This is a genomic window from Kitasatospora sp. NPDC101235 (genome assembly GCF_044767505.1).
Taxonomy (GTDB): Bacteria; Actinomycetota; Actinomycetes; order Streptomycetales; family Streptomycetaceae; genus Kitasatospora.
Genome location: NZ_JBIWNZ010000044.1, coordinates 16540 through 34104, shown reverse-complemented (window position 1 = coordinate 34104; position 17565 = coordinate 16540). Strand labels below are relative to the sequence as shown.

The window sequence follows — 17565 nt, the reverse complement described above, 5'->3', positions numbered from 1 at the left end:
CTAGCGACGGTTCGCCACCGGCTGGGCCGCGGCGGCAGCCGAAGGCGGGGCGGGCTGGTCGGCAGGAAGCCCGAGGGGGTGGGGTGCCCGCGAGCTGCGGGCGGTGGCGGCCCGCACGCGCTGGGCGTTGGGACTGCCCTCGGCGGTGAGCGCGAGTTCGCGGGCGTCGATGACGTGGCGGATCATCTGGACGGCCGTGTTGCTCTCGGCGTAGGCCGCGCGCAGGGCGCTCGCCGAGGCGGTGATCCGGTCGAGGTCGTAGAAGGCGGGGACGTGACCGGGCCGGGTGAGGGCGTGCAGCCGGTCCTGGTGCACGGCAATGGAGTTGGACACGATGACGAGGTGGGAGCGGTGGTGCATGGCCGCGCGCAGCATCGCATCTTCGACGGGCAGGCGGGGCGCGGCCTTCTCCAGTTCGGCGATCGGCCGTTTCCAGGCTTGCTCGATCATGGCGTCCGCGTGGTCGAGGGCGGTGGCGTCGGACACGGTGTCCTCCGAGACGTTGGTGGGATGGTCAGCGGGAGGGCCTGGCGAGGGCGACCCGAGGGGGCGCCGGGGGCGGGGTCGAGGTGGTGTAGGCGAGCGCGGCGGCCGGGGCGCGCGTCGCGGTGACGGAGCGGGAGGTGGCGGCCCGCACGCGCGCCACCTCCAGCGGGCTCGGCGCCGTGGGCGTCGCGACGGCGCCCGCAGGCAGGCGCGCGACCTCCGCGCGCCGCAGGTACCGGTGCACCGGCGACGGGTCGAAGGCGGCGACGGTGAGTGTTTCCAGCAGGGGTGCGGGCACGTGTGAGGAGGCGGTGGCGTACCAGCGGTGCTCGGGCGGTCCCGATTCGAAGAGCCACCGTGCGCTGGTGTCGTCCATCTCCTCGGCGTGCGGCAGGAAGCCGGGGCGTGTCGCGCGCGTGACGAGCTGGTCGGGGCTCTGGACGACGATGGGCTCCGTCCACCGCCCTGCCACCCGGCGCGGGGCGGGCTTGCCTGGGCCGAGGTAGGCGCCGGGGCCTTGGGTGTAGGCGTCGGCGAGGGCGGTGGTGAAGTCCTGGACGATCTCGTAGGGCACCCGGTCGTCGAAGGTGACCAGCCACCTGGGCATCGCGGTCGCCTCCGGACCCGCGCTGATCTTCCAGAGCGTCGAGTCCCGGCCCTCGGGCATGAACGCCAGGCGGGCAGTCAGGTCCGGCGCGGTGACGTAGGCGTTGCCCAGCTCGTCGTTGCTGGCAGCCCACCCGGCCCTGAGCAGCGGGGTGATGGCATCGGTGGCGTCGGCCTCCGACCCCGCGAGGTAGCGCGGCTGGACGCGGTACTCGCGGGGCTTCTCGGGGGTGTACGGCATGAGGGGTTCCTTCGGGTGGTCAGCGCCGACGCGCTCCGCCGGGCGCCGGCACCGCAGCGGCAGGGGCGGCGGGGCCCTGCGGCGGGCTGGCGTTCGGACGGTGAGCAGGGGCCGGGGCGCGGAGGGCGGTGATGTAGGGCAGGTGGCGGGCCGGGACGCCGCCGAGGGGCCTCTCGACGGGCTCGGGGGAGCTGAAGGCGAGGGCGGCGCGCAGGAGCGGGTAGAACGGCACGCCGATGGTGAAGTCCGCACGCCAGGACGGGTGTTGCGGGTCGCCCGCGAGCATGGTCCACGACGGCGGGACCAGGCCGGCGACCTCCGCGTCGGCCATCTGGTGGCCGACGCGGTGCCGGTAGCGGGCGGTGGTGTCCGGAGCGACCTGGTCGTGGAAGCCCTTCGGTCCTGGGGCGGGCTGTCAGCCGCGGTCGGAGAGGACGGAGGCGGGCGTGCCGGGCCGATGGTGCGGCCCGCCGCGCAGGTAGTCGCGGTGCCCGCTGCGCAGGCCATCGACGAGGACGGCGGTGAAGGCGGCGGTGATCTCGGCGGGCGTGCCGGGGCCGAACGCCGCACGCCACAGCGGCTTTGATCCGGGCGCCGGGTAGCCGTGGACGGTCCAGGCGCACGAGTGGTCGGATGTGCCGGAGCCGGTGATGGCGGCGGTGCGGCAGGGGCTGGTGAAGGAGATGCCGCCGTCCGGCGCGCGGGCGCGGCTCCAACCAGGGGCAGAGCCGAGCAGGCCGGAGACGAGGCGGTGGTCACCGGGGCCGGCGAGACGCAGCGGACGAACGAGCAGAGGGGCGGCGGACGACAACGGGGGCTCCTGAACGCGGCGGGGAGCAGACCCGCACACCGCCAACGGCGGTGAGACGGCGTGCGGGCCCGGGACGCTGAGGTCGGGGAGCTGCTCTGAGCTGGGAGTCCACGCTGGTCACCGACCACGCGCGGGGCGGGAGGCCGCGGTTGCGGCGGAGGGGACGCACGGTTGCGACACCGGGTCGTGGCTGAACAGCGCGGAGGGGACCGGGCTTCGGCGCAGCGCCGCAGCGGTGCGCACGGACGGCGCGGGAGAGGCCAGGGTGCGCGTGGCGGCCGGCACTGCCGGGGCCACGGTGGTCGTGTGCCGCTGGTCCCACTGCTGGAGGGCGGAGTAGACGGGGCCGAGCGCCCGTCCGGCGTCGGTGAGGACGTAGGGGGCGCCGTGCACCCGGTTGCTGGTGCGGGCGACGAGGCCGTCCGCCTGCATGCGGCTCAGCCTGGCGGCGGCGGACTGCTCGGACGCGCCGAGGCGTTCGGCGAGGTGGGGAAGACGCAGGCTCCCCTGCTCGGAGAGCAGGCGGACGGTCTCGGTGGTATCCGCCAGTTGCAGGCGGTGCAGGGCGTCCTCGATTCGGTCGTAGCGCCCCTGCGGGGGGTGGTCGACGTGGTCGGCGGACCACTGGGCGAGCGCGCGGTAGACCGGGCCGAGCGTGCGGGCCGAGGCCGAGAGCCGGTAGGGCGCAACGCGGTCGAACTCGCCGTCCCGGACCGCCAGGCCGGCCTCGGACATCGCGGCCAGGCGCTTGCTGACGTACGACTGGGAGATCGACGGGAGGTGCCGGGTCACGTCCGAAACCCGCATATCCGGGCCCCACTTGGCGATTGTGTGGACGACGTGGGTGGTCCACCTCGGGGCGAGACGGCGAAGGACGGCCTCGGACCGCTGCGCGTCGGAGGTGCTCATGGTGGTCGGCTGGGAGGACGTGGCGGCGAGGGGCTGGGACATGGCGGCGAGGGGCTGGGACATGGCGGTGGTTCCTGGTCAGCGGGAGCGGGTCGGCTGGGCGGATACGGAGGGGGCGGACGGCGCAGGCCCGGCGGCAGGTGGTGCGGTGGGGCCGGTGGCACTGCGGGAAAGCGCGGCGGATACGCGCTGGTCGGCGGCGCGTGAGGTGTCGAGGAGGGCCTTGCCGGCGGGCGTCAGTGAGAGCAGGTGGCCGGGCCGGTAGGACGATGAGCTGGTGTCGGCGACGACGAAGTCCTCGGCCATCAGCTCCTCGACGGTGTGTGGCCAGACCGAGGAAGGCTTGCCACTGCCGTCGGACATGAACTTGTAGCCGTAGACGACGCTTTCGCACAGCCGTAGATCACCGCGGTCGATCGTCGCCAGGGCCTCGATCTCCCGGAGGCGGGGGTTGTACCTGGTCGCCGCGCTGGGCAGGTCGGGCCCTGCGGCTGGCACCGGGGGGACGCTGGCCGTCGCGTGCTTGAGAGCAAGCGGACTCTCAGGCGCAGGTAGGCGCGCCTCGGCGCACCGCTCGTAGGCGGTGACCGCGCTGCTGAGTTGCTCGTAGGCCGCTCCCCGGCGGGCGGCGAGCAGTTCGACCTGGAGGCCGGCGGACTGGATGATGCCGTTGACGCCGCGCATGCTCGCGTGGTCACCGCGGGCGATCGGTTCCAGGCGCTCGATCACCGTCTGGGCGCGAGCGGTGAGTTCCTGGTGGAGCCGGTCGACCTCGCGGGCCGAGGAGGCGACCATGAAGGCAAGGCGCCCGAGAGGGTCCGAGCCGGGGTAGCCGGCGCTCAGCTCCGACGCGTTGTACGCACCGAGGCGCTCGAAGACGAGGTGGGCGCCAGGGTGCACCAGAGGGTCGTGCGGGTTCACCGCGCCGTCTCCATCCGCGCGAGGAGGGAGCGGACCAGGGTGGGCAGGCTGTCGGGGCCGTCGCCGCCGAGGCGCACGACGCTGACCGACTCGTCCAGGAGACGGTGGGCGTCCTCGGTCAGGGCACCGATGATCTCCGTGCACGCCTCGGTGAATTCCGTGGAGGCGAGCAGGGCCTGGCCCAGGATCTGCAGGTAGAGGCCGGGCGGGAGGGCGGCCTCGGCGGCGAGGGCGGTGATGGCCTGGCGGTCCTGCGGGGTGTAGCCCGACAGGTCCGGGGCCTCGTCGGTGGCGGTGGCCGTGGCATCGTCCGGCAGGGCGGCCTCGGAGACCAGGAGGTCGACGGCCTGGGTGAGTTCGGCGAGAGATTCGCTCAGCCAGCCCAGGGCGGAGGCGTAGGAGGCGAGTGTGAACAGGGTGGCGGGGGTGGTCGACAGCTTGGCGTCCAGCAGGTCCTCCATCCGCTCGGCGAGAGCGGTGATCACCTGCGGCCCGGCGGTGAGCGGCCCGAGGACGGGGTGGAGGTGGGAACGCGAGGGCGCGGTGTCGTGCCGGGCGGTGACGATGTCGGAGACGGCCTGGGCGGCCTCGGCGAGCCACACGGCGAGATCGGCGTGCGTGGGGGTCGGGGTGGTCATCAGCGGGCCTTTCGGGCGGCGGCGCCGGTGGCGAAGCCAGGGGAGGCGGTGGTGTAAGCCGGACCGCCGGCAGCCACCGGTGCAGGGCGTACGGACCGGGTACGGGCCGCCCGGACACGGGCTTCCTCGGCCGAGCCGAGACCGGACGGCAGGTTGAGTCCGGTACGGCCCAGGCGGTTCTGCGCGGAGCGGTAGACCTGGTAGTCGAGCCGGGGGCCGGCAGCAACGAGATGGACCTCGCGCCGGTGCTGGGACTCAGCGGGCGCGTCGCGGAACTGCACGACCAAGCGGTGGCTGGCCCACTCATTTCCGACGCCGAGGTAGACCTTGTGGTAGCCCTCCAGCCGGCCCTCCAGACGAGTGGCCACGCGTTCGCCACGGACGAGGTCCTGCAGACTCAACAGGGCCTGGTCGCGGATGGCGTCCGGGAGTTGGCGCAGGTCCGCGATGGCGTCGGGGTGGGCGGAGAAGGCGAACTTGGCGCGGCTCACAGCGACCGCCCCCGATCGGGCTGCGCGACGGCGGCGGCTGCGGGCGCGGACGCCAGCACGGCGGCGGCGTTGGCCGGTGAGGTGGTGCTGCGGGCGAGGGCGGCGCGGGTGCGCAGGGCGTCGCGGCGGTACTCGGGCGGCTCGGGCAGCGGGGTGGAGCGCTTCTCCAGCCACTCATCGGCGGCGGCGTGGTCCGGGAAAGCTCCCTCGCGCACCGTGTAGGTCCACTGATCGGGCTGAAGCGTCTCGATGAACAGGCGGACGGGCAGTTCCTTGGCCTCGCTGTCGACGGCGATGCTCCAGCCCTCGGTCTCGGCCCCGTCGATGACCTGGTAGTCGGCGACCTCCAGGCGCTCGCCCGAGCGCCGGATGCGGTCCTCGACCCGGACGGACAGCTCGTCGGCGGGGGTGGGGCCGCCGAGGACCGGTGCGAGCGTGTCCGGCGGGCAGCCGCGGTTGACGAGCCAGTTCTGCGCGAACGCGAAGGTGGCGTGCCGTTCCCGGTGCATGCTGAACATGCCTCGGCTGCTGTCGCGGTCGGCGTCGAAGGAGACGATGTTGGCCTTGTTGGGGTAGTCCCAGGTGGCCGTCTTGTCGAAGGCGATGATGAAGCTGCGCTCGCCCACGTCGTGCTGGGAGATGAGCTGAAAGTCGTTCTCCCAGGGGTAGTTGTATGCATGGCCGGGGGACTCGTCGGCGGGCTTGAGGCCGTCGAGGCGGAAGTCGAGGGTGTTCATGCGGCGAGTCCCAGCTGGTCGGGGGTGGTCAGGACGCGGTGGGCCAGCCGGGACGGGCTGGTGGTGCAAGCGGCGAACGGGCCGTCCGGAGCGCGGAGCTGGAGCAGGGCGTGGTCCAGGTGGTCGCGGTGCCACGTCGAAGGCCCGCTCTGGCCGGCCTCGGCGGCCGTCAGCTGCTGCCACGCGAGCCACAGCGCGTGGAGACGGGCGACGGCCTCCGGGTGTTCGTGCCACTTCGCGCACCAGGGGCGGGTGGAGCCGATCTCCCGGCCGTAGACGGGCAGCAGGAGGTGAGTGACCCAGGCCGAGAGCTCGGCCAGTTCGGCGGCGTACTGGGCGCCGCCCATGGCGAGGATGAACAGAGGTGGGGCGGTGGCGGGTTCGGCCCCGGCCGCCGGGTCCGGCCGCGCGGGGCCGGACCCGGTCTCGTCGTCGGCTTCGGAGCCGAGGCGGTCGAGGATGACGCCGTGCTGGCGGACCTCGGCCATGGTGCGGGTCAGGGCGCTGACGAGGTCGTCGAGGTCCTCGTCGGGGATACGGATCGGCTCGGGCTCGGGGGTGCCCGGCATCGGGTCGGACTCGGACATGGCACATCCAGGAGGTTCGTACGGACGGGGAGGGCGGGCGTGGCGGGTCTTCTTCTGGTCACAGCGGGGCTCCGGTGAAGCGGTCGTTGGGGGAGATGGTCCGCAGGATCGGCGGTTTGGTCCGGCCGCCGATTCGCGCTAGGCGCAGGCCAGTTGGGTGCCGTGGTCCTGGATGAGGCGCAGGCCGAGGGCGACGGCGTCGGCGAGGGTTGCGGTGAGCGGGTGGCCGGAGGCGGCGAGCTTGGCGGGGTGGTGCAGCCCGCCGGTGTGCAGCACCGCGTACGCGCCGCAGACGTGGGCGGCCTCGGCGTCGTCGACGGCGTCGCCGACCAGCAGCACCCGGTGCGCCTGGTCGGTGAGGCCGAGGGCGGCGAGGTGGGCGGCGAGCGGGGCGGCCTTGGTGCCGCCGGAGGGCCCGGTGCGGCCCTCGACCCGGGTGAAGAAGTGGCCGATGCCGGCCTGCTCGACCTCGCGAAGCAAGGTGTCGTGCGGGCACAGTGACAGCAGCGACTGGGTGTGTCCGGCCTCGCGCAGGGCGGCCATCAGCTCGACGGCGCCCTCGCGCACGCGCACCGGCTGGGCACGCAGGTGGTCCAGGAAGGCGTTGTCGCTGGAGACCCACTCCTGCTCGGTGATGGTGCGGCCGAGCAGGCGGGCGTAGAAGTTCGGGATCGGCACGGTGTGCTTGGCCCGGTACGTTTCGCGGTCGACCGGCTCGCCGCCGAGGGCGGGCAGGGTCGCGTTCAGCGCGTCGACGTGGTCGTCGAGGTCGTCCTTGACCGTCCCGTTCCAGTCCCACACCACGTGCATGCGGGTGGAGGCGGTTGCGGCGGCGAGGAAGGGGGTGTTCACGGCGGTTGTCCTTCGGGGTGAGCGTGGGTGGTTCAGGCGGAGAGGCGGTCGTTGAAGCGGTGCAGCAGCCACAGCGCGAAGGCGGCCCCGGCGAGCGGGACGGCGGCGACGAGCAGCGGCCCGGCGGTGGCGGCGAGGGAGGCGAGGGCGGTGCCCGCGGCCTGGCCGACGCCGATGCAGGCGATCAGCCAGGCGAACGCCTCCGTGCTCTCGCCGTACGGGGCGAGGCGGTCGACGGTGAGGAACGCGGCCGTCAGCAGCGGCGCGAGGAAGGTTCCGGGCAGCACCGCACCCAGGACGGCGACGGCGGGCACGGGGTCGGGCAGCAGCGGCAGCCATCCGGCGGCAAAGCCGACCGAGGCGGCGACCAGGTGCTTCGAAGGCGCGCCGGGCCAGGCGTGGCGGCCGTAGGCGAGGCCGCCGAGCATGCTGCCGATGGACAGCGCGGCCGGCATCACCCCGGCCAGCCACCCGGCGTGGTGGCGCTCTGCGGCGGACAGGGCAAGGACGTCGACGGCACCGAGCGCGACACCGGTGCCGATCAGTGCGGCGAACAGCACCCGAAGGCCCGGAACCCGCAGCGGACCTGCCCAGTGCATGGCCTCGACGGACTCCGCAGGCAGCCAGGTACGGGAGGCGCGGGCGGTGACGACCAGGCCGGTGCCCACAAGGCCGAGTGCCGCGGTCGCCACCAGCGCGGTCATCGCTCCGGCACCGGCCGCGAAGCCGCTGGCCAGCAGGGGACCTGCGACGAACACCAGGCCCTGGGTGCTGCTGTCCAGCGAGAGCGCGCTGCGCTGGCGCCCGGCGTCCGGCAGCAGCACCGGCCACAGAGCCCGAAGACCTGCCTCCAGCGGAGGCGTCGCCAGCCCCGCCACCAGCACCGTCAGCGCGGCGAACACCGGGTGCCGCACCGGACCGGTGTACGGCAGCAGCAGGAACGCCGTGCTAGCCGTGGCCGTGGCGGCGACGAGGACCCGGGTCTGGCCGTGGCGGTCGACCAGGCGCCCGAGCAGCGGCTGCCCGAGCGCGGAGGCGAGGCCGTACAGGGCGCCGAGCAGCCCGCCCAGGGCGAGCGGGCCGTCCGCGGCGCGCACCAGCAGCAGGATCACGATCGGCGCCATGCCGGTGGGCAGGCGGCCGATCAGGGTGCCGCCCAGCAGACGGGCGACGTGCGGCGCACCCAGGACAGTGCGGTAACTGCTGCTGTCTTGGTCCGGGCCGCGGTCGGTGGTTGTGCTCAAGGAGGAAGTCCTTCGGTCGTACGGCCGGCGGCGCGCGGGCGCGCCGGACCGGGGCATGCGCAGGGCATGACAGCCCCTCGATTCGGTGCGGCTGCGGGGAGAAGAGTCCACGGATTCCGGGATTTGGTACGGCCGGGAAAAGCAGGTAGAAGCCCGTCAGCCGGTGCGGCAGCGCGGGCAGCGCGCAGAGTGGAGCCAGCTCCAATGCCCTGGCGGCTTCTTGGGGATGAGGCCGTCGCCGAGGGCGGTGAGCTGGGCGGGTCGGCTGAGACCCGGCGTGACGGTCACCCAGCCCAGCTCCAGCCCTTGCATCCACTCCGCGCGAAGCCGGTCGCCCGCGTCCGCGGGAGTGGCGCGGGCCGGGTGAGCATCTCCCAGCGGGCGATGGCGGGGGCACACTGGCCCCACCACCCGGAGTCTCCGGGGGTGTCGGGGGGCGACCAGAGCGGAAGCACCACTGCTGACAGCGGCGGACGCCAGCCCTTGCCCGGCCACCGGCCCTGGGTGCCGGTGTCGCTTGCCCTCGGGGTCGGCAGCAGGAACGCCGCCGCGGACGGCAGGGTCAGGTCGCCGTTCCCGTGTCGCTTGTTCGGCGAACCCTTCGTTCCGTCGCTCGCCTTCGGCGTCAGTAGCAGCCAGTCCATCTCGTCGGCCAGGTCCGGCCCGCGGCCGCCGCTCTTGCGCTTCGCCGGGTGCTGGCTGCCGCCGTTCCTTGCCTGTAGGGCCTCAGGTTCCGTGACACAGTCTCGGGCTCGATGGCACAACGCTGGCACTTGTGCCGCCGTCGTGAGATTGGCAGATCAGGACCATCACTCTCTTTCAGGTGACTTCGATCCTGGCCTGGCGGTGTGCGTCGCGCTGTCTACCTCTTGGAGACGGTGAGGAAGGCGGCGATCGCTCCCGCGATCGTGACGATGAGGGTCACGCCGGCGACCGCGACTGTGAGCGGGGTCGCGAGCCAGGGGTGCGCGAGCGTCACGTAGAGCAGACCGGCTCCGATGATGAGGATGACGAGGACGAAGAGCAGGATCAGGAGAGGGAGCAGGGCCGCGGCAGCCGGGCCTGCGGGAGCCGGGTAGGACTGCTGGGGCAGGGCGGAAGGCGTCTGGGTGGAGCTGATGTTCGTCATGGCACGAGCATCGTTGCGATCGCCGGGAGATCCTGCCCGACAAAATCGGGGGTGTTTCTCCGGACGACCGCGACGTGCCGAATGCCGGCTTGCGAGATAGTGGCCGTATGGCATTCGGGATGGGGTCCGGTGAGATCGAGATGGACCTCACCGAGACCGGCGTCACCCTGCGGAATCTCTACGGGTGGCCGGGCTGGGTGATAGAGGTCGACATCGACTGGTCGACCTGGAGCTCGCGCACTGTCCGGGACGCCCCGCCCCCTCGGACCCGGAGCAACGCCCGGCGACCGACCGACGACCCCGAACTGGTCCGGCGCATAAGAAAGGCAGCTGAGGCAGCCAAGGAACTCCCCCGCAGCTCGATTTGGGTGGTCTCCCTGGCCCTTCCCACGCCGCACAGGAAGAAGACGGACGGCGTGCAGTTGCGGGCCGCCACCATTGCCACGATGTACAACTACGCGCTCAAGCTGGGCCTCTCTCCGAAGCGCGCCATCTCGGAGGTCTATGACCTCCCTCTGGTGGAAGCCGAGGGTGAGCGTGCTCAGCCCTCCCGTAAGTACGAGCGCTGGATCGAGCAGGCCCGTAAGACCGTCAACCCGGAAACCGGCAGGCCGTACCTCCAGCCCTACGACAGTGAGCTCCACGCCCCCAGGCTGTGGCCGATCGGCCGTGGACACCCACTGGAGCCGCGCCGCGCACGGCCAGCGATTCCCGAGCCCGTCCGAGAGGGACAGTACGCAGGCCACGTCCTGACCTTGAGCGTGTCGAGAACGGCGCGGCCGGACTGGGCAGCCCAAGAGGCCCGGGACCGGGGATCCCGGATGATCGGTCCCGATCTGGTCATCGAGGGGTCCTGGTCCAACGGCGAGGACTTGCCGCCACTTCCCGTGCTGCGGGGGGTCAGCCCGGCGGAGACCCCCCGCCGGGTGCAGAGCCTCGTCAAGAAGCTGGAGGGCCGCTATCCCGGGGCGAAGGTCACGGCTACGGTCAGCGCCCAGGCGGTGGGACAGCTCCCCGAAGCGGACTGATCGCGGCGTCGGACCGGATCCCCAGTCGTACCCCTGAAAGGTTCTGCGGAAGGGCGTGCGCGTGCGATGACGGGCGCGAGCAGGGCGTCGCTGAATTCGGCGCGGTGGTGGACGTGGTCCTGGGTCGCGTTGCAGGGCGCCGGTTTCGTTGACGTCGCCGGCGCAGGAGAGGACGTACTGCTGCAGGCCCGCGAGGGCGGCCAGGACGTCGGAGGCCGCTTCGGGGGCGGGCACGCGGCTGGTCGGGTTCAGGCGTGCCAGATGCCGGGCGGCGTCGGCGAGCTGGTCGGCGCGCGCGTGGAACTGCTCACGCTCGCGCCGGTAGGGGGTGACGTCCATGGTGGGGGCTCCCGTGGTGTAGGGGACGAAGGGATCGGTTCAGCGTGAGCGGGCTGGGGCTCGCTGGGTCGCTGCGGCGACGGGCGGGGCAGCCCTCGGGACGGAGGGCGGCTGGGGGCTTCGGGACAGTGCCGCGCGTACCCGGGCCTCAGGGTCCGAGTGCCCTGCCGGGTCTGCTTTCTCGGTTGCGGGGGAGGGGAGTTGGTTGGCCGTGCGCCAGCGGGTGCGTACCTCGTCGAGCGGGCCGAGGACGTGCAGGGCCTGGCCGATGAGACGGCCGGGCGCCGTAGTCGAGCCCTCGGCGAGTGCCTTGATCGCGGCAGCGGCTCCGGCGGCGGTGCGGACGACAGAGGAGCGGATGACCTGGTCGCCCAGCCACTCGGCCGAACCCGCCCCCGGCCCGCCGAAGAGAGCGTCGAGCTGTTCGCGCGAGATCGTGCCATCGGCCAGCAGGCCGCGCCGCTGGACCTCCCACACGGCGGTCACCTCGTCGATCGGCTCGCCCCGGTGGTGGAGGGCGCCGAGGCAGCGGTAGACCTGGCCGTGGCCGGCGTCGGCGAAGTCGCCGGGTCGCAGCCATTCGTACACCTCGGCCATCGCCGCAGGCTGGTTGACGAGGACGGCCAGGAGGAACCGCTCGTCCTCGGCCTCCTCGGGCCCGACCGGTGAGGGAGGAACGGCCGGGCCCGTTGCGGGCGGCGGGACGGGCCGGGGCTCGGCGCCCCAGTGCCGGGCGAGGTCGCCGAGCACACCGGTGAGGATGTCGGCGTGGTGCAGGACGCCCTCGACCTGGTGCTGCTCGGCGTCGGTCCGGGCGACGTTCTCCAGCCGGAGGGCGTGCTCCAGCACCGTGCGGTGGATGGCTCCTTCGAGGACCATCCGGCCGTACACGGGGGCGTTGTGCGGGCGCGGGCACGCGGCGATCAGCGTGTGCGCGTACGAGGCGCTCAGCCCGCGCACCTCGCGGCCGGCCTCGGCAAGGGTGTCGGTCACCCACGACAGCGGCACCGTGCCGTCAGCTTCCCGTACGGGCCGCCGCTCGGTGGCCAGGGTCCGCATCGCGGTGAACAGGGCGCGGTGGGCCGGGCGGTAGAAGTCGGCAGGCGTCAGCCAGGCCAGCGTGTCGAGCTGGGCAGGGTCGAGCAGGACCGCGCCGAGAAGGGCTTGCTCACCCTTGAGCAGCGCGTCCATCACCGCTTCCCCTTCCGCTGCTTGCGGGCGGCAGCCTGGTCGTCCCGTAGCCGGTTGACCTCGTGGTCGGCGGCGGCCATCGCGGCGGCGAAGCGGTCCAGCTCGCCGCTGAAGACCGGATCGGTGGCCAGGATCGAACCGGTACCGGTGATCAGCCACCACTGGCCGCCGCGCCGGACGACCGGCGCTCCGGCCAGCAGGGCCGAACGGTGCTGGGCCACGGGCGAGTTGGTGTCGGACATGAAGACCTTCCAGGAGTCGATCGGTGGTTCAGCGGCTGCGGCGGGCAGCTGCCGGGCCAGCCTCGGCAGGGACTGGCGGCTGCGCTGGTGTCCTTGGCGTGGGCGGGTGGACGTGGCGCACCCGGTCGGAGTGGAGGAGGGGGAAGGGCCGTGGCGGCGCCGGCCGGAGAAGGGCGGACTCCTGGTCGGTGCCGCCGGGCGGGGCGGGTCAGGCCGAGAGCGTGAAGTCGTCGCGGCCAGTGGTGCTCTTGGCGATGGCGCGATCCGTGATGGCCTTGGTGGCGCGGGAGGAGGCCGGGCCGATCTCCTTGGCGGAGCGTTCCTTGTACCAGGGCTTGATGTTGAGCATCGCCACGCGCATGCCAGTCGCGAAGAGCAGGATCTTGCCCTTGGGCAGGGCGCGGATCTCGTCGGGCGGCAGGATGCGCTCGGTGCGCATCGACACCGAAGTCGACTTGCCGCTGCCGGAGTCGGACACGGAGACGGTCTGCACGTCGTGCTCGCCGATCTGCCGCGACAGCTTGTCCGCGAAGTCGGCGTCATCGATCCCGCTGCCGATCACCTTGACGGTGGCCGCACTCCACAGGGCGTCCATGCCGGCCTCACCCCAGCATCGCTGGCCCTGCCGGTAGGACTGCAGGATGGTGATCGGGATGACGCCACGGCTGCCCAAGTGGCTGTACAGGTCCGGCAGGTCGCTGATGCGGCAGACGTTCGCGGCCTCGTCGAGGACGCACAGGGCGGGCGGGTCGAGCCGGCCGCCGGATCGTTCGGCGACGATGACGGCTGCGCGCATCACCGCGTCGGCCGCAGCGGCGATGATCGCCGATGCGCTGCCACCGCCGTCCTTGCTGAGCAGGAACAGCGTGTCGCGGGAGGAGGCGAAGTCGAACGGCTTGAACTCCGCAAGGTCGGGCGTGGGGGTGACCCAGGCGGCGATCTCCGGGTCGAGCAGGCAGCTCGCGTACTGGCGCGCCGTCTCGTAGATGCCATCCCTGGTCTCGGTGGCGCCGGTGACGGTGCCCTGGAGCTGGGCGGCGACCGCGTGGTGGCCGGCGTCGGTGAGCAGGTCGACGGGGGTGCGGTCGGAGGGGGAAGCGAGCCAGGCCAGCACGTCGGTGATCGGGCGGCGATGGCTCGCCGCAGCCAGGAAGAGCGACCCGAGCGTGTTGCTCGCCGCGGTCGACCAGAAGTCGGAGCCGCTGGACTCGTCCACGCTGGCGGTGACGAAGTGCCCGGCGAGGCGCTTGGCGCCGGCGAGGTCGCGGGCGTCGGCGAGGATGTCCCACCACATCTCGCGTGGGTGGTGCGCGATCTGCTGGGGGTCGAGCGTCCATACCGTGCCGACCTTCGCACGGGCGTCGATACACGCCGTAAAGGCGTCGTTGGCGGCCTTGTTCGACGTCAACAGGACGGGGCCGGGGGCTGCCAGAATCGCGGGGATCGCGATGCCGCTCGTCTTGCCGGAGCGGGGCGCCATGATCGCGACCATCACGTCTTCCCACGAGGCCCGGACCTCGGCCTTGCCCGGGGAGAGCGTGCCGATGGGGATACCGCGGTCGGCCGGGGCGATGTCCTTGACGTCCCTCAGGCTCGGGCGCAGGCTGCGGGCCTTGGCGGTGATCTCCTTGTCCAGCAGCGGCGCGATGTCCGCAGACCGGGCCATGCCGCTCCTCGTCCCGGAGCGGTGGCGCAGCCACAGGATGAGCGCGGTGACGGCGAGGGCGAGGGTGAGCGCGCCGGGGACGATGCGGGCGCCGGCCAGGACGGCGACCGGGCCCAGGTCCGGCCACAGCCGGTCGGGGTGAAGGAGGGCCTCGGTGGCGTGGAACGGCGCCCACGGGCCGGACCCGACAAGGGCGTTGGTGATGTTGCCGGTCAGCCAGGCGAGGGAGCCGAAGGCGAGGGCTGCGCCGACGACGGCGAACAGGGAGTAGAGGAGCGCGTCCGTACCGGTGGTGGTCGACGGAGCGCCGGTGCGCGGGGCGGGCACAAGAGATCCATGGGGGTGCGAGCGGGCGGCGGGCGGGGCGCGCTCGGCTCTCGTACGGATCACCACGGGACTGCTCTCCCTTCGGGGCGGGGTTGGCGGAACGTTTCAGCGGGTGCGGGCGGCAGGCCGGACAGGCGCCGCCGCGGGCGTGCCGACTTGTGTGGGGGCGGCGTTGGCAGCGGCGGAGGGTCCGGTGCGCAGGGTGGCGGCGTGCCGTTGTGCCTCGGTCTGGACGATGCAGTTCTGGCCGACGTAGCCGACGACCAGGTGGGGGGCGATTCCGACCCGGTGCCCGGCGTCGTCCAGGAGGGCGGCTGCCGTGGAGGCCGTAGCGGCCTGGTCGGCGCCGGGAGTTTCCGGGGGCAGGCTGTAGCAGCAGGAGCTGTGCTTTTCGGATGCGGTGAACCCGCACTGGCGCAGGACGTCGTGGATCTGCTCCGGGGCGTCGGCCCGGCAGAAGGCTCGGACTATGTCGTCCGAGCGGTGGACGATCTCGACGTCGGTGCCGAAGACGTCGGCGAGGGTGCGCATCTTCCTGGTCCTCCTTCGTTCGGTCAGCGGGTGGGCCGGGGGCGGGCGGTGGCGGCCGTGGCCGACGCGGGGGTCGGCAGGTCTGTAGGGGTGGCCCTGCGGGCGGTGGCGTTGGGGGAGGTGGCGAGGGCCGCTGCCTGGCGGCGGGTGTCCGGCGTGCCTGGGCCGGGCGGAGGTTCGGCGCCCATGACGTCGTGCAGGAGTTCGCGGGTGCGCAGGACGGGCGTCATGTCCGGGTGGCGCGTGGGGCTGGGCTCGGCGGGGGCAGGCCGGGATTCCCTCGGTGGCGGCCTCCAGGTCCTCCCGGACGGTGAGGAGCGCTTGGTGCGCGGTGGCCAGTCGCGTCCACATGTCGTAGGTCAGGTTGTAACCGGGCGGGTCGAAGTCCACCCGGGCTCCGGCCCAGTCGGCTGCGGCCGCGACCAGCTCGGTCAGCTGCGTCAGCGGCCCGGTCAGGGCGCTGGTCGTCTCCTCGAGGATCGCCGCCACCTCCCCGGGGCCGGCGTCCTCCTCCAGCCGGACGACCATCCCCGGCAGGGAGTAGGGGTCGGCGGCGGGCGGTGGGATGTAGCGGACCCGGAGTGGCTGGTCGGCGAGGGTCTGCGGGTCGCGATGGGCCAGGCGGATGTTGTGCTGCATGGCGGCGCCGACCGCTTCTCCGATTGACGGGCAGTGCTCGGGCATCCGGGCTCCCTGGGCGGTAGTGAAGGGCAGGAACGTTTCAGCGGGGGCGGCCGGCAGCGCCCACCGCTGCGGCCAGCACGGGCGGAAGCCCGGTGGAGGCTGCTGCGGCGGGCGCGCCCGGCGCATTGGCGGCGGGAGTGGTGGTGCTGCGGGCGAGAGCCGCGCGGGTGCGTAGGTCCTCAGCGGCAAGGACGTCAGCGGTGCCGGCGGTGTTGGACATGGCGAGCTGCACCTCGTCGAGCACCCCGGCGAGTTCGGCCTGGGCGGTGACGAGCTGGTCGGACGCGGCGCCGAACCGGTCGGAGAGTTCGTACTGGTCGGGGTCGAGATCGGTGATCTGCTCGGAGGCGGTCTCCAGGGCCTCCTGGAGGCGGACGAGCATCCCGTCGTCCGCGTCGAGCAGCTCGTCGAGCACCCCGGCGAGTTCGGCGAAGTCGGCGGCGCCGCGGATCGCGTCGGTGAGGTGGAGGATCTGCCGGCCCGGGGGGTCGAGCGGCTCGACGTGGAGCTTGGGGTCGACGTCGACGTTGTAGCGGGCGGCGCGAAGCATCTGGGCGGCGTGGGTGGCGATGGAGGCCGCTTCGGGGCGGGGTGTGGTGGTGGGCAGCCGGTGGCGGCGGCCGTGCCAGTCGTCGATCTGTTGGAACCCGGCGTGCCGGAGCAGGGTAGCGGAGAGGTCGTCGCCGGTGCCGGTGGCGACGACGCTGCCGCTGGGCGCGGCGCTGATGGTGATGACGGGCATCCGGTGGTCCTTGGCGGTGGTGACGGTGCGGGTGAGGTGGCCGAGTTCGGCGGCGATGCGGGTGCACTCGGCCTGCACGTGGAAGGGGTCCCGGTAGGTGTTGTGGAGGTATCCGTCCTCGCGGACGACGGTGGCGACGACGTGCACCGACCGGTCGTCGTTGCGGATCGCGGCCCACCGGCAGCCGTGCGGGTCGCCGACGGGGGCGAGCCCGGTCGCGGCGACCAGACGCCGGGCGACGTCGACCCACTGGGCGTCGCTCAGGTCCGGGTGGCGGGGGTCGGAGCGCACCGAGCACATCCACACCGGCTGCTCGGGCGCCCGGGAGCCGATCCGCAGGGCCGGGGCGTCGAGCACGCCGCCGCCGAGGACCTCCTGCGGGTCGCCGAACAGCGGCAGCTGCTTGTCGGCGCCGCGGTAGTCGGCGCCGATCAGCCAGGGGCGCCGGCGGCCACGTGGGTCGTCCAGGCCGTACAGGGCGGGGATCAGCGCGGCCGTCGTGGCGGCGCGCTGCAGGTGAGCGATCACGAACGTCCCCTTCTCGGACGGCGGACGGCGGGGCCCGGCGGGCAGGCTGACAGGGGACAGAATCCGCAGATCCGCCGGTTTGGCCCGGCGCCGCGCGGGGGTCAGCGCCGCGCAGTGAGCCGGTGGTCGCGGGCGAAGTCCTCGCAGGCCCACCGGGCGAGGCGCTGGTCGTTGTGCAGCCGGGCCCAGCGGCCGTCCTTGCGGATAACGGTGGCGACGAGGTCGAGCCGGTCGCCGGTGTTGCGCAGGGCGACCCACCGGCAGGCGCCCAGGTCGCCGTCCGGCTCGATGCCGGTGGCGTCGAGCACCTTCCACGTCAGCTCGAACCACTGGTCGTCGCTGAGCGCGCCAGTGCTGCGTATCGAGCAGTGCCAAGTCAGACGCCGGGAAGGGGCGTGGCCGGTACGGGGCTTGCGCAAAGCCACCGGCTCGTCCAGCAGCGCGGCCAGGTCCGGCAGGACGAGGTCCTCCTCGGCGGGCGGGCCAGGCGACCACGAGGCCAGCAGGTAGGACTCGAAGCCGGGACCGTCGTCGTACAGCGCGGCGAGCAGGTCGGGGGTGCTCTCGGTGCGCTTAACGGTGCAATACAGAGGGGCGGTGGCCATGGTGCTGTGTTCCGAATCAGTGCGCGCTGG

Annotated in this window: 21 protein-coding genes; 1 reads left to right on the top strand and 20 read right to left on the bottom strand. The window is 73.1% G+C overall.

Translation table 11 applies throughout. The features are described from left to right. The 14 genes from ACIRRH_RS40075 to ACIRRH_RS40010 all read right to left on the bottom strand — a co-directional run bounded on the left by ACIRRH_RS40075 (position 1) and on the right by ACIRRH_RS40010 (position 9652). A complete protein-coding gene (locus ACIRRH_RS40075; RefSeq protein WP_403077785.1) occupies positions 1-486 on the bottom strand; it encodes a hypothetical protein in 486 nt (161 codons plus the stop codon). A gap of 28 nt (positions 487-514) precedes the next feature. Next, positions 515-1333, bottom strand: a complete 819-nt coding sequence (locus ACIRRH_RS40070; RefSeq protein WP_403077782.1) for a DUF317 domain-containing protein — start codon at positions 1331-1333, stop codon at positions 515-517. 19 nt (positions 1334-1352) lie between these two features. Then, positions 1353-1664 carry a hypothetical protein gene (locus ACIRRH_RS40065; protein ID WP_403077780.1) on the bottom strand — a complete coding sequence of 104 codons (312 nt, stop codon included), beginning with the start codon at positions 1662-1664 and terminating at the stop codon, positions 1353-1355. Positions 1665-1748: 84 nt separating this feature from the next. Next, positions 1749-2144 carry a DUF317 domain-containing protein gene (locus ACIRRH_RS40060; RefSeq protein ID WP_403077777.1) on the bottom strand — a complete coding sequence of 132 codons (396 nt, stop codon included), beginning with the start codon at positions 2142-2144 and terminating at the stop codon, positions 1749-1751. Between the two features lie 117 nt (positions 2145-2261). Then, positions 2262-3116, bottom strand: coding sequence for a winged helix-turn-helix transcriptional regulator (locus ACIRRH_RS40055; RefSeq protein WP_403077774.1), 855 nt, complete (start codon positions 3114-3116; stop codon positions 2262-2264). Positions 3117-3131: 15 nt separating this feature from the next. After that, a complete protein-coding gene (locus ACIRRH_RS40050) occupies positions 3132-3974 on the bottom strand; it encodes a hypothetical protein (RefSeq protein ID WP_403077771.1) in 843 nt (280 codons plus the stop codon). Beyond that, positions 3971-4612 carry a hypothetical protein gene (locus ACIRRH_RS40045; RefSeq protein WP_403077769.1) on the bottom strand — a complete coding sequence of 214 codons (642 nt, stop codon included), beginning with the start codon at positions 4610-4612 and terminating at the stop codon, positions 3971-3973. The genes ACIRRH_RS40050 and ACIRRH_RS40045 overlap by 4 nt, the downstream gene beginning before the upstream one ends. Continuing rightward, positions 4612-5103, bottom strand: a complete 492-nt coding sequence (locus tag ACIRRH_RS40040) for a hypothetical protein (protein ID WP_403077767.1) — start codon at positions 5101-5103, stop codon at positions 4612-4614. The genes ACIRRH_RS40045 and ACIRRH_RS40040 overlap by 1 nt, the downstream gene beginning before the upstream one ends. Continuing rightward, positions 5100-5840, bottom strand: coding sequence for a glycosyl hydrolase (locus tag ACIRRH_RS40035; RefSeq protein WP_403077765.1), 741 nt, complete (start codon positions 5838-5840; stop codon positions 5100-5102). The genes ACIRRH_RS40040 and ACIRRH_RS40035 overlap by 4 nt, the downstream gene beginning before the upstream one ends. Continuing rightward, positions 5837-6427, bottom strand: coding sequence for a DUF4913 domain-containing protein (locus ACIRRH_RS40030; protein ID WP_403077762.1), 591 nt, complete (start codon positions 6425-6427; stop codon positions 5837-5839). Before ACIRRH_RS40030 ends, ACIRRH_RS40035 begins: the two co-directional genes overlap by 4 nt. Before the next feature lie 138 nt (positions 6428-6565). Next, the gene (locus ACIRRH_RS40025; protein WP_403077760.1) at positions 6566-7279 is read right to left on the bottom strand and encodes an HAD family hydrolase; all 714 of its coding nucleotides are present in this window, start codon (positions 7277-7279) and stop codon (positions 6566-6568) included. A gap of 32 nt (positions 7280-7311) precedes the next feature. Then, positions 7312-8523, bottom strand: a complete 1212-nt coding sequence (locus ACIRRH_RS40020; RefSeq protein ID WP_403077758.1) for an MFS transporter — start codon at positions 8521-8523, stop codon at positions 7312-7314. 156 nt (positions 8524-8679) lie between these two features. Further along, a complete protein-coding gene (locus ACIRRH_RS40015; protein ID WP_403077756.1) occupies positions 8680-8811 on the bottom strand; it encodes a hypothetical protein in 132 nt (43 codons plus the stop codon). A 574-nt stretch (positions 8812-9385) separates the two neighbouring features. After that, positions 9386-9652, bottom strand: coding sequence for a hypothetical protein (locus ACIRRH_RS40010; RefSeq protein WP_403077753.1), 267 nt, complete (start codon positions 9650-9652; stop codon positions 9386-9388). 107 nt (positions 9653-9759) lie between these two features. Between ACIRRH_RS40010 and ACIRRH_RS40005 the strand changes: the two genes are divergently transcribed. After that, positions 9760-10680, top strand: a complete 921-nt coding sequence (locus ACIRRH_RS40005; protein ID WP_403077751.1) for a hypothetical protein — start codon at positions 9760-9762, stop codon at positions 10678-10680. A gap of 378 nt (positions 10681-11058) precedes the next feature. Here the strand turns inward: ACIRRH_RS40005 and ACIRRH_RS40000 are convergent, their stop codons facing one another. From ACIRRH_RS40000 to ACIRRH_RS39975, 6 genes are all read right to left on the bottom strand, one after another. Beyond that, entirely contained in the window at positions 11059-12210 is a 1152-nt protein-coding gene (locus ACIRRH_RS40000) for a DnaB-like helicase N-terminal domain-containing protein (protein ID WP_403077748.1), read from the bottom strand. Then, positions 12210-12452 (bottom strand): hypothetical protein, encoded by a 243-nt coding sequence (locus tag ACIRRH_RS39995; RefSeq protein ID WP_403077745.1) that lies wholly within the window; start codon positions 12450-12452, stop codon positions 12210-12212. The genes ACIRRH_RS40000 and ACIRRH_RS39995 overlap by 1 nt, the downstream gene beginning before the upstream one ends. Positions 12453-12660: 208 nt before the next feature. Continuing rightward, the gene (locus ACIRRH_RS39990; protein WP_403077827.1) at positions 12661-14445 is read right to left on the bottom strand and encodes a type IV secretory system conjugative DNA transfer family protein; all 1785 of its coding nucleotides are present in this window, start codon (positions 14443-14445) and stop codon (positions 12661-12663) included. 105 nt (positions 14446-14550) lie between these two features. After that, on the bottom strand, positions 14551-15660 hold the full coding sequence (locus tag ACIRRH_RS39985; RefSeq protein ID WP_403077743.1) for a hypothetical protein: 1110 nt from the start codon (positions 15658-15660) through the stop codon (positions 14551-14553). A 37-nt stretch (positions 15661-15697) separates the two neighbouring features. Next, positions 15698-16930 (bottom strand): hypothetical protein, encoded by a 1233-nt coding sequence (locus ACIRRH_RS39980; RefSeq protein ID WP_403077740.1) that lies wholly within the window; start codon positions 16928-16930, stop codon positions 15698-15700. Positions 16931-17031: 101 nt separating this feature from the next. Next, positions 17032-17535 carry a hypothetical protein gene (locus ACIRRH_RS39975; protein WP_403077738.1) on the bottom strand — a complete coding sequence of 168 codons (504 nt, stop codon included), beginning with the start codon at positions 17533-17535 and terminating at the stop codon, positions 17032-17034. Between the last annotated feature and the right edge of the window lie 30 nt (positions 17536-17565).

Bases quoted from the DNA above. Each gene is read 5' to 3' on its own strand.
- ACIRRH_RS39995 (WP_403077745.1), bottom strand. From the start codon at position 12,452: ATGTCCGACACCAACTCGCCCGTGGCCCAGCACCGTTCGGCCCTGCTG.
- ACIRRH_RS39985 (WP_403077743.1), bottom strand. From the start codon at position 15,660: ATGCCCGAGCACTGCCCGTCAATCGGAGAAGCGGTCGGCGCCGCCATG.
- ACIRRH_RS40030 (WP_403077762.1), bottom strand. From the start codon at position 6,427: ATGTCCGAGTCCGACCCGATGCCGGGCACCCCCGAGCCCGAGCCGATC.
- ACIRRH_RS40035 (WP_403077765.1), bottom strand. From the start codon at position 5,840: ATGAACACCCTCGACTTCCGCCTCGACGGCCTCAAGCCCGCCGACGAG.
- ACIRRH_RS40010 (WP_403077753.1), bottom strand. From the start codon at position 9,652: ATGACGAACATCAGCTCCACCCAGACGCCTTCCGCCCTGCCCCAGCAG.
- ACIRRH_RS39975 (WP_403077738.1), bottom strand. From the start codon at position 17,535: ATGGCCACCGCCCCTCTGTATTGCACCGTTAAGCGCACCGAGAGCACC.
- ACIRRH_RS40055 (WP_403077774.1), bottom strand. From the start codon at position 3,116: ATGTCCCAGCCCCTCGCCGCCATGTCCCAGCCCCTCGCCGCCACGTCC.
- ACIRRH_RS40045 (WP_403077769.1), bottom strand. From the start codon at position 4,612: ATGACCACCCCGACCCCCACGCACGCCGATCTCGCCGTGTGGCTCGCC.
- ACIRRH_RS40070 (WP_403077782.1), bottom strand. From the start codon at position 1,333: ATGCCGTACACCCCCGAGAAGCCCCGCGAGTACCGCGTCCAGCCGCGC.
- ACIRRH_RS40005 (WP_403077751.1), top strand. From the start codon at position 9,760: ATGGCATTCGGGATGGGGTCCGGTGAGATCGAGATGGACCTCACCGAG.
- ACIRRH_RS40065 (WP_403077780.1), bottom strand. From the start codon at position 1,664: ATGGCCGACGCGGAGGTCGCCGGCCTGGTCCCGCCGTCGTGGACCATG.
- ACIRRH_RS40000 (WP_403077748.1), bottom strand. From the start codon at position 12,210: ATGGACGCGCTGCTCAAGGGTGAGCAAGCCCTTCTCGGCGCGGTCCTG.